Annotated in this window: 16 protein-coding genes; 6 read left to right on the top strand and 10 right to left on the bottom strand. The window is 72.7% G+C overall.

Annotation, left to right across the window (positions count from 1 at the left end; translation table 11 throughout):
• Positions 1 to 49: 49 nt before the first annotated feature.
• Positions 50 to 781, top strand: a complete 732-nt coding sequence (locus ACJX2R_RS40960) for a polyprenol monophosphomannose synthase (RefSeq protein WP_223864990.1) — start codon at positions 50 to 52, stop codon at positions 779 to 781.
• A 101-nt stretch (positions 782 to 882) separates the two neighbouring features.
• Positions 883 to 1,071, top strand: coding sequence for a Rho termination factor N-terminal domain-containing protein (locus ACJX2R_RS40965; RefSeq protein ID WP_020866919.1), 189 nt, complete (start codon positions 883 to 885; stop codon positions 1,069 to 1,071).
• A 41-nt stretch (positions 1,072 to 1,112) separates the two neighbouring features.
• On the opposite strand, the gene ACJX2R_RS40970 is transcribed toward ACJX2R_RS40965, so the two are convergent.
• From ACJX2R_RS40970 to ACJX2R_RS40995, 6 genes are read right to left on the bottom strand one after another with little or no spacing between them, the layout of a single operon-like run.
• Positions 1,113 to 2,927: a complex I subunit 5 family protein gene (locus ACJX2R_RS40970; protein ID WP_413104193.1), complete on the bottom strand. Its 1,815-nt coding sequence runs from the start codon at positions 2,925 to 2,927 to the stop codon at positions 1,113 to 1,115.
• A 4-nt stretch (positions 2,928 to 2,931) separates the two neighbouring features.
• Positions 2,932 to 3,276: a sodium:proton antiporter gene (locus tag ACJX2R_RS40975; protein ID WP_078639718.1), complete on the bottom strand. Its 345-nt coding sequence runs from the start codon at positions 3,274 to 3,276 to the stop codon at positions 2,932 to 2,934.
• Positions 3,273 to 4,073 (bottom strand): MnhB domain-containing protein, encoded by an 801-nt coding sequence (locus ACJX2R_RS40980; protein ID WP_413104194.1) that lies wholly within the window; start codon positions 4,071 to 4,073, stop codon positions 3,273 to 3,275. The genes ACJX2R_RS40975 and ACJX2R_RS40980 overlap by 4 nt, the downstream gene beginning before the upstream one ends.
• Positions 4,070 to 4,354: a Na(+)/H(+) antiporter subunit B gene (locus ACJX2R_RS40985; RefSeq protein ID WP_262704170.1), complete on the bottom strand. Its 285-nt coding sequence runs from the start codon at positions 4,352 to 4,354 to the stop codon at positions 4,070 to 4,072. Before ACJX2R_RS40985 ends, ACJX2R_RS40980 begins: the two co-directional genes overlap by 4 nt.
• Positions 4,351 to 4,785, bottom strand: coding sequence for an MrpF/PhaF family protein (locus ACJX2R_RS40990; protein ID WP_413104195.1), 435 nt, complete (start codon positions 4,783 to 4,785; stop codon positions 4,351 to 4,353). Before ACJX2R_RS40990 ends, ACJX2R_RS40985 begins: the two co-directional genes overlap by 4 nt.
• A complete protein-coding gene (locus tag ACJX2R_RS40995) occupies positions 4,782 to 4,946 on the bottom strand; it encodes a hypothetical protein (RefSeq protein WP_262704172.1) in 165 nt (54 codons plus the stop codon). The genes ACJX2R_RS40990 and ACJX2R_RS40995 overlap by 4 nt, the downstream gene beginning before the upstream one ends.
• 198 nt (positions 4,947 to 5,144) lie before the next feature.
• On the opposite strand from ACJX2R_RS40995, the gene fxsA reads away from it, so the two are divergent.
• Positions 5,145 to 5,747, top strand: coding sequence for an FxsA family membrane protein (gene fxsA / locus ACJX2R_RS41000; RefSeq protein ID WP_413104196.1), 603 nt, complete (start codon positions 5,145 to 5,147; stop codon positions 5,745 to 5,747).
• Between the two features lie 129 nt (positions 5,748 to 5,876).
• Here fxsA and ACJX2R_RS41005 read toward each other — a convergent pair whose 3' ends face one another.
• Both ACJX2R_RS41005 and ACJX2R_RS41010 read right to left on the bottom strand, forming a co-directional pair.
• On the bottom strand, positions 5,877 to 6,251 hold the full coding sequence (locus ACJX2R_RS41005) for an RNA polymerase-binding protein RbpA (protein ID WP_014056358.1): 375 nt from the start codon (positions 6,249 to 6,251) through the stop codon (positions 5,877 to 5,879).
• A gap of 256 nt (positions 6,252 to 6,507) precedes the next feature.
• Positions 6,508 to 7,095, bottom strand: coding sequence for a YczE/YyaS/YitT family protein (locus tag ACJX2R_RS41010; protein WP_413106073.1), 588 nt, complete (start codon positions 7,093 to 7,095; stop codon positions 6,508 to 6,510).
• A gap of 174 nt (positions 7,096 to 7,269) precedes the next feature.
• On the opposite strand from ACJX2R_RS41010, the gene ACJX2R_RS41015 reads away from it, so the two are divergent.
• A complete protein-coding gene (locus ACJX2R_RS41015) occupies positions 7,270 to 8,793 on the top strand; it encodes a PLP-dependent aminotransferase family protein (RefSeq protein ID WP_262704173.1) in 1,524 nt (507 codons plus the stop codon).
• Positions 8,794 to 8,914: 121 nt separating this feature from the next.
• Here ACJX2R_RS41015 and ACJX2R_RS41020 read toward each other — a convergent pair whose 3' ends face one another.
• Together ACJX2R_RS41020 and ACJX2R_RS41025 are read right to left on the bottom strand one after the other, a co-directional pair.
• Entirely contained in the window at positions 8,915 to 10,558 is a 1,644-nt protein-coding gene (locus tag ACJX2R_RS41020) for a hypothetical protein (RefSeq protein WP_413104197.1), read from the bottom strand.
• A 1-nt stretch (position 10,559) separates the two neighbouring features.
• On the bottom strand, positions 10,560 to 10,754 hold the full coding sequence (locus ACJX2R_RS41025) for a hypothetical protein (protein ID WP_020866907.1): 195 nt from the start codon (positions 10,752 to 10,754) through the stop codon (positions 10,560 to 10,562).
• 241 nt (positions 10,755 to 10,995) lie between these two features.
• On the opposite strand from ACJX2R_RS41025, the gene ACJX2R_RS41030 reads away from it, so the two are divergent.
• Together ACJX2R_RS41030 and ACJX2R_RS41035 are read left to right on the top strand one after the other, a co-directional pair.
• Positions 10,996 to 11,421, top strand: coding sequence for an ankyrin repeat domain-containing protein (locus ACJX2R_RS41030; protein WP_262704175.1), 426 nt, complete (start codon positions 10,996 to 10,998; stop codon positions 11,419 to 11,421).
• Positions 11,422 to 11,608: 187 nt separating this feature from the next.
• Complete coding sequence (locus tag ACJX2R_RS41035; RefSeq protein WP_413104198.1) at positions 11,609 to 13,009, top strand: ROK family transcriptional regulator; 1,401 nt, start codon at positions 11,609 to 11,611, stop codon at positions 13,007 to 13,009.
• The last annotated feature ends 149 nt before the right edge of the window (positions 13,010 to 13,158 follow it).

A 13,158-nucleotide genomic window follows, 5' to 3' on the forward strand; every position in this document is an offset into this window, starting at 1 on the left:
GGGCCAGGACGACGGTGGCCGGCGGAAGTACGGTCCGCTCGGTACGACCTTGGTGATCATCCCGACCTACAACGAGGCGGAGAACATCAAGCCGATCGTCGCGCGGGTCCGGGAGTCGGTTCCGGACGCGCACATCCTCGTCGCGGACGACAACAGCCCGGACGGCACGGGCAAGGTCGCCGATGAGCTGGCTGCCGAGGACGACCACGTCAAGGTCTTGCACCGCAAGGGCAAGGAGGGCCTGGGCGCCGCCTATCTGGCCGGGTTCCGCTGGGGCATCGAGCACGGCTACGGCGTGCTGGTGGAGATGGACGCCGACGGCTCCCACCAGCCCGAGGAGCTGCCCCGGCTGCTCACCGCGCTCAAGGGCGCGGATCTGGTGATCGGCTCCCGCTGGGTGCCCGGCGGCCGGATCGTCAACTGGCCCAAGTCCCGCGAGTTCATCTCCCGGGGCGGCAGCACCTACTCCCGTCTGCTCCTCGACGTCCCGATCCGCGATATGACGGCGGGCTACCGGGCGTTCCGCAAGGAGACGCTCGAAGGCATCGGCATGGACGAGGTCGCCTCCCAGGGCTACTGCTTCCAGATCGACCTGGCCTGGCGGGCCATCAAGGCGGGCTTCCACGTCATCGAGGTCCCGGTCACCTTCATCGAACGCGAGCGCGGCGAGAGCAAGATGAGCCGCGACATCGTCACGGAGGCGGCCTGGCGGGTGATGTCCTGGGGCGTGGGCTCGCGGGTCAACAAGGTGCTGGGCCGCAAGGATTCCAAGGAGTCCTAGGCCCGGATCCCCCCCGCCGCCGGGCGACGCCACCGCTCGGAGTAGTCCCGCGAGCGATGTTCCGCCCCGTACCGGACACTTGAGGCGGAAGGAGGCGGAACATGGCCAAAGCGACCGCCAAGAGCGGGAAGACGTCGGGGCGCCGCATGGCGGCCCGCGGGGGCGCCAAGTCGGGCGGCATGGAGACGCGGACCAAGGAGGACCTGTACCGCGAGGCCCAGAAGGCGGGCATCGAGGGCAGATCCCAGATGTCCAAGAGCCAGCTGATCTCGGCACTGCGCCACCGCTGACCGCTGACCCATGGGACCGGGCGCGCCCCGGTCCCGGCGGCTCAGCGGACCCCCGGGACGGTCAACACCGTGAGCAGCGCCGTCCCGGCGATCAGCCAGGCGACGTAGTCGCCGATGTGCCCGGACTGTAGTCGTCGTACGGGCGCGAGTAGCGCGGCCGTCCCGGTGTGGACCGGCCGCCGCACCGCCAGTGTGGCCAGGGTGATGGCGAGGGCCGTGGAGAGCAGCCCGAGCAGGATCCCGGTCAGCTGCCAGTGCGGCGGCGGATGCGCCGGGGCGGCCGCGGCGTATCCGTCGAGGACCGTCCGACGGTAGCCGCCGGAGTCGGTGAACAGCGCCCCGGCCCGGCCGACCGCGGACCCGACGGCCGGGATCACCCCGAGGACCAGCGACGCGGCCAGCAGCGTGGCGGGCACCGCCAGCAGTGGCACCGGGATGCGCCCGAGGCGGCCCGCGGTCTCGGGCTCCTCCCCGCCGGTGGTCTCCGGGCCGCCCTCCTCCTCGTCCCGGGGCCGCCGGCCCACTCCGGCGAAGATCCGCAGCCCGGCGCGCAGCACCGCGCCCCCCGTCACCGCCGACACCAGCACGTAGAGCGCGGGCAGCCATACGGCGGTGTGCCCCGCGGCCTCCTCCGCGGCGGCCTTGCCGAGCCCGGAGCCGAACGGCGGCAGTCCGCACAGGCCCAGCCCGCCCACCGCGAACAGCGCGCCGACCACCGGCAGCTCCCGGGCCCGGCCGAACAGCTCGTACTCGTCCACGGTCGCGTACCGGTCCAGGAGCACCCCGGCGCAGGCGAAGAGCGCCGCCTTCACCCCCGCGTGGCCCAGCACATACAGCGCCGTCCCCGAGATCCCCTCCGGGGTCAGCACGGCGACGCCGATCAGGAACAGCCCGGTGTGGGCCACGGTCGAGAACGCCAGCAGCCGTTTGAGATGGCGCTGCCACCAGCACATCAGCGCGCCCAGCAGCGCCGTGAGGACGCCCAGCACCAACAGGGCGCGGGTGAAGTCGGGGTGGGAGAGCCCTCCGGGCCCGGAGAAGACCGTCCAGTAGACCCGGGCGACCCCGTAGACACCGAGCTCCACCATCACCCCGGACAGCAGCATGCACACCGGCGTCGGCGCGACCGCGTGTGCGTCGGGCAGCCAGAAGTGGAACGGAACGGCGGCCGCCTTCACCAGCAGACCGGTCGTCACCAGGACGAACGCGGCGAGCACCAGCCCGTCCGGCCCCTCGGTGTCCAGCCTCCGCCCGATCTGGGCGAACCCCAGCTCCCCGGTGCGCGCGTACAGCAGCGTGATGCCCAGCAAGGTGACGTAGCCGCCGAGGGAGTTCACCACCCCGAAGGCCAGCGCGCCCTGTAGCGGTTTGGGCTCCTCGACGCGGAAGCCGGTCAGTGCGTAGGCGACCGCGCCCATCAGCTCGAAGAAGACGAAGGCGTTGAAGAGGTCGCCGGTCAGCGCGAAACCGCACATGGCCGCCTGGAACACCAGGATCAGCGCGGGGAAGGAGCCGGTGTGACGGCGCGGCGGCTCCTCGAAGTAGCGCCAGGAGTAGACGAGGACGGCGACGACGAGCAGCGAGACCAGCGCCGCGAGCCCGGCCCCCAGCGGATCGCCGACCAGCACGATGCCCATCCGCCGCCAGCCGCCCACCCACTCCACCGGATACGTCCCCGGTCCGGGGTGACCGGCCCGGAACAGCACCAGGAGTGCCACTACGGCGGTGGCGGCGGCGAAGGCGCAGCCCACGATGTCGGAGACGAGCCGGGGCAGCCGCCGTCCGGTGGCCACCAGCACCGCCGCGCCCAGCAGCGGCACCGCCACCACCAGCGGCAGCAGTCGCGCGGTCTCCACCCGGTCAGCCCTTCAGCTCGGACAGGGCGTCCGGGTCGACCGTGCCATGGCGCTTGCGGAGCTGGACGACGAGCGCGAGCAGCAGCGCGGTCACGGTCGCGCCGACCACGATGTCGGTGAGGGCGAGCGCCTGGACGACCGGGTCGACCACGCGGCTGTCCGTGGGCGCGTCGGCGAAGACCGGGGCGGTGCCGCCGTTCCGGTAGCCGACGGCGAGCAGCAGTACATAGGTGGAGGACTGGGTGACGGCCAGGCAGCCCACGGCATGGATGAGGTTCCGGCTGGTCACCAGCCCGTACACACCGATCAGAAAGATCCACCCGGCGACCAGATACGGCAGGACCGTCACGCTGGCTCCCTCTCGTCGTCTCCATTGCCCCCGCTGTCTCCTGTGTCCCGCGGGCTCCCGTCGTCTTCGCCGGGCTCCTCGATCTCCACCGCCTGGTCCAGGAATCGGGCCAGCAGGACCACGATCCCGCTGGTGACCTCCAGGCCGACGGCCGCGTTGAGCACCATCACCGTGCCGCCGGAGGACAGGGTCGCGAGGGTGCCGAAGGGCAGGACGTTGGTCAGGAACGCCGACCCCGCGAGGACGGCCGCGAGCCCGGTGATCACATATGCCGCCTCCCCGGCGGCCTCACCGATCTCGTAGAGGGTCAGCGGGCGGACCCGCTCCAGGGCCCGGTAGTCGGCGGCGATGTAGAGCAGATGCAGCGCGGTGGCGGTCACCACCCCGCCCTGGAAGCCGCCGCCCGGGCTGATCTGGCCGTGCGCGATCACATAGAGGCCCACCAGCAGCGCGAACGGCAGCGTCAGCAGCCCGAACCGGCGCACCGGGGGATGGACCGCGGCGGGCTCGGGATCCTTACGGTGCTCGTCGCGGGCCTGGCGGAGCAGTACCACGGTGCCGAGGACGGCCGAGAAGAGGATGGTCTCCTCGCCGAGCGTGTCGAAGGCGCGCAGATCGAAGTTGACGGACGCGATGACGTTGGACGTGTGATGGCTCAGGGCGGCGCGCACGGCCCGGGCGCCGTACGGGTGCGGGACGGTGCCGAACGCCGACAGATCGAAACAGGCCGCGGCGAACAGCGCGGCGAACCCGGCGGCGCCCACCAGGAAGACCCACAGCCGGACCCGGGAGCTCATCGCTCCCGGCCCGCCGGCTTGTCCACACCGTCGCCACCGCTCCCCGGGCGGCGCCGCACCTTGCGCACGGTCAGCAGGATCATCAGTGGCGTCACCGCGGAGCCGACGGCGAGCTGCGAGAGCGCGACGTCCGGCGCCTGGAGGAAGGTGAACAGCAGGGCCAGCGTCAGCCCGAGGAAGGACAGCACCAGCGCCTGCCGTACCGGGTCCCGGTTGAGCACGGCGGCGGTGGCGGCGCCCGCGACCAGCAGCAGCGCCACGACGATCAGCACATCGGTCATGCCGTGACGCCCCCCTTGCCGCCGCGGCCGCTGGTCACCACGCTGCCCGCGATCAGCAGCGCGCCGATCAGCAGCAGCTTCACCATGGCCCGGCCGGGCCCGGTCGCCACGCACAGCGGCAGCACCGTGGCGGGCACCCCCACCAGCGCCGTCCAGCGCACCAGCCGGGAGTCGGGCAGGACGTCCAGGAAGCGGCCGTAGATCAGCGTTCCGGTGGGGCCGAGCACGCTGACCACCAGCGCCACATCGTTGTACGAGGTCCGGTGGAAGCCCTGCGCGGCCAGCAGCAGCACAAGACCGGCCAGCAGTGAGGTGAGGTTCTGGCCGATCAGCCGGTCCCGCGGCGAGCCGCAGGCGATCCGCCACAGCACCGGTACGAGCGCGAGCAGCGGCACCAGCGCCGCCGCCAGCCAGCCGTCGGAGGTGCTCACCGGTCCGTCACCGCCCGGCGCCCGGCGCGCGCGAGCACGGCGGCGGCCAGCGCGGCGGCCGACCCGACCAGGAGCTCCAGGGGGTCCACGGTGCTGATCAGCACCAGCCAGATCCCGATCAGCGCCGCCCACCACACGAGGACCTCCAGCACAGCCGTCATGCGACACCTCCGTCGGCGGCGGGTACCCGGGCCGCTGCCGCCGATACCTCGCGTTTTCGCGGATTCCGCCCGTTCTCCTCAGGGACTCCTGGACCCATCGGGGCGCCTCATGCGTTGGAACCGATGAGATCCCCTCGATCCCCTTGGCCGTGCGACCCGCGCTCCGCATCGGTCACGGGCCCGGGCACACTTGGAGGCATGATGACCGGCGCATCGCAGCAGAGCGACCCGACCCGCCCGAAGCGCTCACGCGCCCGCACCTTCGTACCGCTGGGGATCGCCGCCTGGCTGGTGCTGGAGATCTGGCTGCTGACCCTGGTGGCGGACGTCGCCGGCGGGCTGACCGTCTTCCTGCTGCTGGTCGCGGGCGTCGTGGTGGGCGGGGCCGTGGTCAAGCGCGGTGGCCGCCGGGCGTGGCAGAGCCTGGCCGGGTCGATGCGGCCGGGCGCCAAGGAGCCCGCCGCGCGGCCGGGAAGCTCCTTCGCGATGCTCGGCGGGCTGCTGCTCATGGTGCCGGGGCTGATCTCGGACGTGGCCGCGCTGGTGTGCTTGTTCCCGCCGACCCGGGCGCTGCTGCGGCGCCGCGCGGAGAGCGCGCTGTCGCGCCGGATGGGCTTCGTCCCCGGATCGCCGTCCGACCCCTTCCGCCAGGCCCGTGAGCAGTGGGAGCGCCGGGACGGGCAGGAGCGCCCGGAGCAGGGCACGGTCATCCAGGGCGAGGTGATACGGGACGGGGACGACCGGCGCCGGGACGGCGACGAAGAGCCGGGCCCCGGGCTGCGGCCGCGCGACCGGGGCTGAGCGCCTGAGCCACGGCCCAGCCGCCGCCAAGGGCGCACAGTCGCCAAGGGCGCACAAGGGCCGGGGCCACTGCTCGGCAGTGGCCCCGGCCCTCGTACTTCAGTTGTTATCTCAAGTCCGCCGCTCGGCTCAGGCAGACTTACGGGTGTCCCGCGGATGCACGGCGATGTTCATGGCACCGGAGCGCAGAACCGCCAGCCGCTCGGCCAGCACCTCCTCCAGCTCCTCGCGGGTGCGCCGCTCCATGAGCATGTCCCAATGCGTGCGCGCGGGCTTGCCCTTCTTCTCCTCTGGACCGTCGCCGTCGACCAGGAGTGCCATGGCGCCGCACGCCTTGCACTCCCACTCCGGCGGGATCTCCGCCTCTACCGAGAACGGCATCTCGAATCGATGGCCGTTCTGGCATGCGTACTCCACCGCCTGGCGCGGGGCCAGATCGATGCCGCGGTCGGTCTCGTAGCTGGTCACCACGAGTCGCGTGCCGCGAAGAGCTCGCTCACTCATGAATCGTGCCTCCCGGGCTTGTCGCCCACAGGACAGGTGTCGCTGTCGTCGTCATCCGGTCAACGTCCGGTCGGCGGTGAAGATTCCCGTATTGGGACATGCGTCGCCCGTCGTGCCGCCCCGTTGTTCTACCCACAGGCGCCCGGTTTGTCACATCTGGCAGCAGATGTCACCCAGCGTTTCTAGTACTTTAGCGCGCAGTAACGGTCCGCCTGGTAGGCCAAGGGCGTACACTACCGCCCCGACCGCCCCAGCCCTAAATCAGGTCCCGGACCTGGGTCTCGGCGCCGCCGCGCGCCACGATCCCAGAGCCCGTCCCGGCGGGTGCGGGAATCGCGAAGACACGCAGGAAGAACTGCGACAGCGGCCCGATGGCCAGCGCGAACAGCACCGTTCCCACCCCCACCGAGCCGCCCAGCGCGAAGCCGGTGGCCAGCACCGCCAGCTCGATCCCGGTCCGCACCAGCCGGATCGACCACCCGGTGCGCCGGTGCAGCCCCGTCATCAGCCCGTCCCGCGGGCCCGGTCCGAACCGCGCCGAGATGTAGAGCCCGGTGGCCGCCCCGCACAGCACGATCGCGAAGAGCAGCAGCGGAATCCGCACCGCCAGCGCCTCCGGCTCCGGTATCAGCCACAGTGTGCCGTCCATCACAGGCCCGATCACCAGCACGTTCGACACCGTGCCAAGACCCGGCCGCTGGCGCAGCGGGAGCCACAGCAGCAGCGCGGCGACGCCGACGACGACCGTCACCGTGCCGATCGACAGCGAGGTGTGCTCGGAGACGCCCTGGTGGAAGGCGTCCCACGGGTCGAGACCGAGCGTGGCACGCAACTGGAGCCCCATGGACACGCCGTAGAGCACCAGCCCCACATAGAGCTGGGCAATACGGCGTGGAAGGCGGCGGCATGGAAGGTCGGACAACGCGTGCTCCTGGTGTGAGTGGCCTGCGGCATGTCACTCTGTGGCCCGGAACCAGTCCAGTTCCACGGCCAATCTCCGAAAGGTGGACCGCATTCGATGAGTCCATGGACGTCCGCTGTCGGGGCACCCCAACTGGCCCGGCTGCTCGGGTCACAGCACACCCGCGACGGCGTGGCCGCCGGGGCCGCGGCCTCACTGACCGGGGGCCGCCGCGTCCCCGCCTACCGCTCCCTCGCCGACGGCGTACGGCTGCTCATCCTGGAGGGCCGGGTTCCGGTCGCGGCCCGCCTCCCCGCCGAGCGCGAGCTCGCCGCGGCGCTCGCGGTCAGCCGCACCACCGTCGCCGCCGCCTACGAGGCGCTGCGCGGCGAGGGGTTCCTGGAGTCCCGGCGCGGCGCCGGGAGCTGGACCGCCATGCCCGCCGGAAGCCCGCTGCCCACCCGGGGGCTCGATCCGCTCCCGCCCGAGGCCGCGGCCTCCGTGATCGACCTCGGCTGTGCCGCGCTGCCCGCCCCCGAACCCTGGCTCACCCGCGCCATGCGCGGCGCACTGGACGAACTGCCGCCCTACGCCCACACCCACGGCGACTACCCCGCCGGGCTGCCCGCCCTGCGCCAGGCGCTCGCCGACCGCTACACCGCCCGCGGCATACCGACCATGCCCGAGCAGATCATGGTCACCACCGGCGCCATGGGGGCCGTCGCCGCCGCCTGCCGGCTGATGGTCGGGCCCGGGGAGCGGGTCGCCGTCGAATCGCCCAGCTACGCCAACATCCTCCAGCTGATGCGCGAGGCGGGCGCCCGGCTCGTCCCCGTCGCCATGGCCGACCGGCTCGCGGGCTGGGACATCCCCTCCTGGCGTCAGGTGCTCAGCGCCGCCGCGCCCCGGCTGGCCTACGTCGTCGCCGACTTCCACAACCCCACCGGCGCCCTCGCCACCGAGGACCAGCGCCGCCAGCTCGTCGACGCCGCCCGCTCCGCCGGAACGGTCCTGATCGCCGACGAGACCATGGCCGAGCTGCGCCTGGACGACGAGGTGGAGCTGCCCCGGCCGGTCTGCGCCTTCGACCCGGCGGGCAGCACCGTGATCACCGTCGGCTCGGCGAGCAAGACCTTCTGGGCGGGGCTGCGGATCGGCTGGGTGCGCGCCGCGCCCGATGTCATCCGCAGCCTGGTCGCCGCCCGCGCCTACGCGGACCTGGGCACCCCGGTCATCGAACAGCTCGCCGTCGCCTGGCTGCTGAACACCGGTGGCTGGGAGGAGGCCATCGAGATCCGCCGGGCGCTCGCGCGCGGCAACCGCGACGCGCTCGTCGACGCCCTCCGGCGCCATCTGCCCGACTGGGAGTTCACCGTCCCGCACGGCGGGCTCACCCTCTGGGCCCGCACCGGCGGCCTCTCCGGTTCGCGCATCGCCGAGGCGGGCGCCCGGCTGGGGGTCCGGGTGCCGTCGGGGCCCCGCTTCGGGGTGGACGGCGCGTTCGAGGGGTACGTACGGCTGCCGTTCACGGTCGGGGGAGCGGTCGCAGAGAAGGCCGCCACCCGGCTGGCCTCGGCCGCCGACCTGGTGGCCACGGGCGCCACGACCGAGGCGGAGGCGCCGCGGACGTATGTGGCCTGACCCGCTGTACGGCGCCGTGGCCGCGGCGCCGGCCCGACCCGCCGTAACGCGCCCCGGTGCGGCGGCGCTACGGGGCCCCGCCGGCCAGGGCCCTTCTGACGGATCTCCGTGGAGGAAGGACCTAACCCCCGACGGGTGTCGGGGCCTGGGGCGCCGCCGGGTCCGGGGCCGGGAGCAGCCGGAGCACCGCCTGCCGCTCGGCCTCGCCGGCCGCCTCGTCGTACGGATCGGGCGTGGCCGGCACCTGGAGGCGGTGCACCGGGCCCGCGCCGAGACGGGCATAGCCGCGGCCCGGAGGCATCTCGGGCGTCGGCGTGGTGTGCGGCGGCGCCCCGAGGACGGCCGTGATCTGCTCGGACGAGACCGGGCCCAGCACCACCCGGGCCCGGGTATGGCTCCGTACGGCCTCGCTCAGCGCCTCCGCGGCGTCCAGCTGATCGGCCACCACCACCCGTACGTTCGCCGCCCGTCCGTGCCGCAGCGGCACGGCCAGCAGATCCTGCGGATCGGTACGGCCGTCCGCCGCCGCGAGATGGCTCATCACCGACGGCCGGTCGAGCAGGATCCACAGCGGGCGCTGGATGTCCTCCGGCGGCGCGTGCCGCAGCTGGCGGGCGCGGTTGGCGGCGATCAGCCGGCGCTCGGTCTCATGGCCCGCCCACTCCAGCGTGGCCAGCACCCCGGCCGGCCCGCACTCCACGGCCAGCACCCCCGTGCGTCCGCTCAGACACGCGTACTCGCCGGTGCCGCCGCCGTCCACCACCAGCACCTCGCCGTGGGGCAGCGCCTGAAGCGCGATGGAGCGCAGCAGGGTCGTGGTGCCGCTGCCGGGCTGGCCGAGCGCGAGCAGATGCGGTTCGGTCGAGCGCGGGCCGGTGCGCCAGACCACCGGCGGTACGTCATGGGTCTCCGGCCCGTCCCCTGCCGCCTTCTTGAGCCCGACCTCCCCCGTGCCCTCCGCGCTCTCCTCGCCCTCCTCGCCGTCCCCGCACGTCTCCGGCCCCGTCAGCACCGGAAGCGTCCGCTGCACCGACGAGGGGTCGGTGAAGCCCAGCACCGTCTCACCGGGCGCGGTGACGAAGCGCTGGGCGTGGATCGCGGTGGACAGGGCGGGCAGCACGGTCAGGGTGAGGTTGTTGGCCTCCTCGTCCCACTCGAACAGGTATTCACGGCCGCGTCCCGACTTCGCGTACAGCAGCTGCTCGATCCGGGTGCGGGCCGAGGGCTCGCCATCGGTGAAGTACGCGGGGTAGTGGAGGCGCAGCCGGGTGAGCCGTCCGCTCTCGTCGAACGCGAAGGAGTCGAACGCCTCGGACCAGTCGCCGCCGTGGCTGTAGAGCGGGCTGGGGTCCTCGGAGGCGGAGAAGTACGGCACCAGCGCCTCGTAGAGCGTGCGCAGCCGCTCGGTCCCGTCGGCGGGCGTCTCCGACGCGGCGCCGGCGCGCCCCCGCCCGGCCCAGCCCGCCGCGCCGATCAGGCTGATCGCCGCGGCCAGCGGCCCGTACGGCAGCAGGAAGAGGACGAAGCCGCAGGCGGCCACGAGAGTGAACACAGGTCCGCGGCGGTCGCCCGGCAGCTCCATCCACTTGCGCCGCCCGGCGGCGGCGAGCACACGCAATCCGCGCGAGAGCGCGACCAGCGGCTGGAGCACATCGGCGACGCCGTCGGCCGTGCTGCGGGCGAACGCCCGGCCGCGGCCGGGCGGGACGAGCGGGGTGCCCCCGGCGCTGCCGAGACGGAGGCGGGGGAGCGGTCTCCGGCCCACGTCAGATCTTGATCCCACCCAAGAGACTGGCGAGGCTCGCGCCGCCCGCCTTGATGCTCGGAGCGATCGCGGTGGACGCGAGATAGAAGCCGAAGAGCGCACAGATGACCGCGTGCGACCCCTTCAGGCCGTCCTTGCGGAAGAAGATGAAGACGATGATGCCGAGCAGTACGACGCCGGAAATGGACAGGATCATCACGGTCTCCTGGCTGATGGGGGACGGTCAGTCACCATGAGTGGTTCCAGGATCACAGCATGTATCCATCGGGCGAAAGGTGCAATTGGGTGGATTATCGGTGTAATCATCACCATGGAGGCGTGGCGCTACGAGTTCGGCCGCCCGCCGGGGCGGAGTGCCCGCCTGCTCGGGTGCGCCGGTCGCCGTCCTTAGGGTGGATGACCACATACCCAGGTAGCCAAGCCGGAGGCGACAGGCCATGACCGAATCGAACCCCGAGAGCGAGCCCGCCCACGACCCGGAGGTGCTCCAGCTGGCGGCCAAGGTCTTCGACCTGGCCCGGCAGGGTGACACCGATACGCTCGCCGCCTATGTGGACGCGGGCGTCCCGGCCAACCTCACCAACGACAAGGGCGATTCGCTGCTCATGCTCGCGGCCTACTACGGCCATCCCGCCGCGGTGTCGGCCCTGCTCGAGCGCGGCGCCGACCCCAATCGGGTGAACGAACGGGGTCAGACCCCCATCGCGGGGGCCGCGTTCAAGGGCGAGGCGGAGGTGCTGAGGGTGCTGCTGGCCAAGGGCGCCGACCCGCGCGCCGGATCGCCGTCGGCCGTCGAGACGGCGCGGATGTTCGGGCGGGAGGATCTGCTCGCGCTCTTCGAGGCCCCGGGCGCGGAGCAGTGAACGCGGAGCAGTGAGCCGTACGGCGGTCATGAGGCGGCGCCACTCAGCCGCCGTTGACCGTCAATCCACCCTTGACCGTTCAAAAAGTGAAGCGCGGGACTTCATTCAGACCGTGAGTTAAGCGATGAAACCAGTCGGCGTCAAGAGCGGCCGCGTCCGGTAGGTTCGGGCAGGGGGAAGGAGCCCGATGGGTCAGATGAACCGACGGACCGTACGCGACCTGCGGCGCGGCAACCGTTCGACGCTGCTGCGCCAGCTGTACTTCCGGGGCCCGGTGAGCCGTCAGGAACTGGGGGCGCTCACCGGGCTCAGCTCCGGTTCGGTCAGCAATGTCGTCGGTGAACTGCTCGCCGACGAACTGGTGGAGGAGGCCGGGTCCGTCGAGTCCGACGGCGGCCGCCCCCGTACGCTGCTGCGGGTCGCGCCGGGCGGCGGCCATCTCATCGGGGTCGACGTCGGCGAGACCCACGTCCGCGTTGAGCTGTTCGACCTCTCCCTGACGGAACTGGCCCGCTGGGAGCATCCGCTGACGCCCGGAGGGCTGGAGGAGGATCCGGAACCGGTCGTCGGCCACATCCTCACCGGCCTCGACGCGGTCGTCGACAAGAGCGGTGCCTCGCCGGGCGCCGTGATCGGCGTCGGGGTCGGCGTCCCCGGCGTCGTCGAACAGGGGGACGAGATCCTCGTCCACGGCCCGACCGCCGGGCGGGACGCGGTGCCGCTGGAGCGGCTGCTGCGCACCGGCACCGATCTGCCGCTGTTCATCGACAACGGCGCCACCGCGCAGGGGCAGGCCGAGATGTGGTTCGGGGCGGGCCGCGGCGCGGACAACGCGGTGATCGCGCTGATCGGCTCCGGCGTCGGCGCGGCCATCGTGACCGCGGGGGTGCCGTACCGGGGCGCGACCAGCAGCGCGGGGGAGTGGGGCCATACGGTCGTCCAGGTCGGCGGGCGCGCCTGTCGATGCGGTGCGGTCGGCTGTCTGGAGGCGTATGTCGGGGCCCAGGCGGTGCTCGACCGCTACGGGTACGGGGCGCACGGAACGGGTGCGGGCGGCGCGGGTGATGGCCGTGAGGACGGCGCGGACGGTGGCCGTGAGGACGGCGCGGACGGTGGCCGTAAGGGCGGCGCGGACGGTGGCCGTAAGGGCGGTGCGGACGGTGGCCGTAAGGGCGGCGCGGACGGTGGCCGTAAGGGCGGTGCGGACGGTGGTGCCGAGAGCGGTGCGGGCGGCGCGCACGGTGCCGGTGAGGACCAGCAGGCCGCGTTCGCCGCGATCGTGGGGGCCGCCGGGAGTGAGGCGCGGGCGCGCGAGGTGCTGGAGGAGACCGCCGCCTACCTCGGCGCCGGTATCGCCGATCTGATCAACCTCTTCAACCCCGAGCGGATCATCCTCGGCGGCTGGGCCGGACTGCTCCTCGGCGGCCGTGTCCTCCCCGGGATCCGGGCCGCCACCGCCTCCTACGCACTGCGCCGGCCGTACGCGCAGACCGAGATCGGGCTGGCCGAACTGGGGCCCGATGCCGTGGCGTTGGGCGCGGCCACACTTCCGCTGGCGCACTTCCTCGCCACTGGTGGAACGCGCTGAGGGTTCGACTTCTGTCGGTTCAGGGGGAGTTGGGTCGGACCCCGCATCAAATTCTTTGACGCAAGAAGGTCCAGACCTATTGACATGCATCGAACAGGGCTGGACATTGTGTCTCCCCGGAGGTGACCGATGACGGCCAAGGCGCAGGC

This window comes from Streptomyces sp. Inha503, from assembly GCF_047215865.1.
GTDB classification, from domain to species: Bacteria; Actinomycetota; Actinomycetes; order Streptomycetales; family Streptomycetaceae; genus Streptomyces; species Streptomyces lycopersici.

What these genes read in the sequence shown, in the direction of transcription:
- ACJX2R_RS41035 (WP_413104198.1), top strand. Translation starts at nt 11,609, where the DNA reads ATGGGTCAGATGAACCGACGGACCGTACGCGACCTGCGGCGCGGCAAC.
- ACJX2R_RS41005 (WP_014056358.1), bottom strand. Translation starts at nt 6,251, where the DNA reads ATGAGTGAGCGAGCTCTTCGCGGCACGCGACTCGTGGTGACCAGCTAC.
- ACJX2R_RS41025 (WP_020866907.1), bottom strand. Translation starts at nt 10,754, where the DNA reads ATGATCCTGTCCATTTCCGGCGTCGTACTGCTCGGCATCATCGTCTTC.
- ACJX2R_RS40980 (WP_413104194.1), bottom strand. Translation starts at nt 4,073, where the DNA reads ATGAGCTCCCGGGTCCGGCTGTGGGTCTTCCTGGTGGGCGCCGCCGGG.
- ACJX2R_RS41030 (WP_262704175.1), top strand. Translation starts at nt 10,996, where the DNA reads ATGACCGAATCGAACCCCGAGAGCGAGCCCGCCCACGACCCGGAGGTG.
- fxsA (WP_413104196.1), top strand. Translation starts at nt 5,145, where the DNA reads ATGATGACCGGCGCATCGCAGCAGAGCGACCCGACCCGCCCGAAGCGC.
- ACJX2R_RS41015 (WP_262704173.1), top strand. Translation starts at nt 7,270, where the DNA reads ATGAGTCCATGGACGTCCGCTGTCGGGGCACCCCAACTGGCCCGGCTG.
- ACJX2R_RS40965 (WP_020866919.1), top strand. Translation starts at nt 883, where the DNA reads ATGGCCAAAGCGACCGCCAAGAGCGGGAAGACGTCGGGGCGCCGCATG.
- ACJX2R_RS41010 (WP_413106073.1), bottom strand. Translation starts at nt 7,095, where the DNA reads ATGGGGCTCCAGTTGCGTGCCACGCTCGGTCTCGACCCGTGGGACGCC.
- ACJX2R_RS40995 (WP_262704172.1), bottom strand. Translation starts at nt 4,946, where the DNA reads ATGACGGCTGTGCTGGAGGTCCTCGTGTGGTGGGCGGCGCTGATCGGG.
- ACJX2R_RS40985 (WP_262704170.1), bottom strand. Translation starts at nt 4,354, where the DNA reads ATGACCGATGTGCTGATCGTCGTGGCGCTGCTGCTGGTCGCGGGCGCC.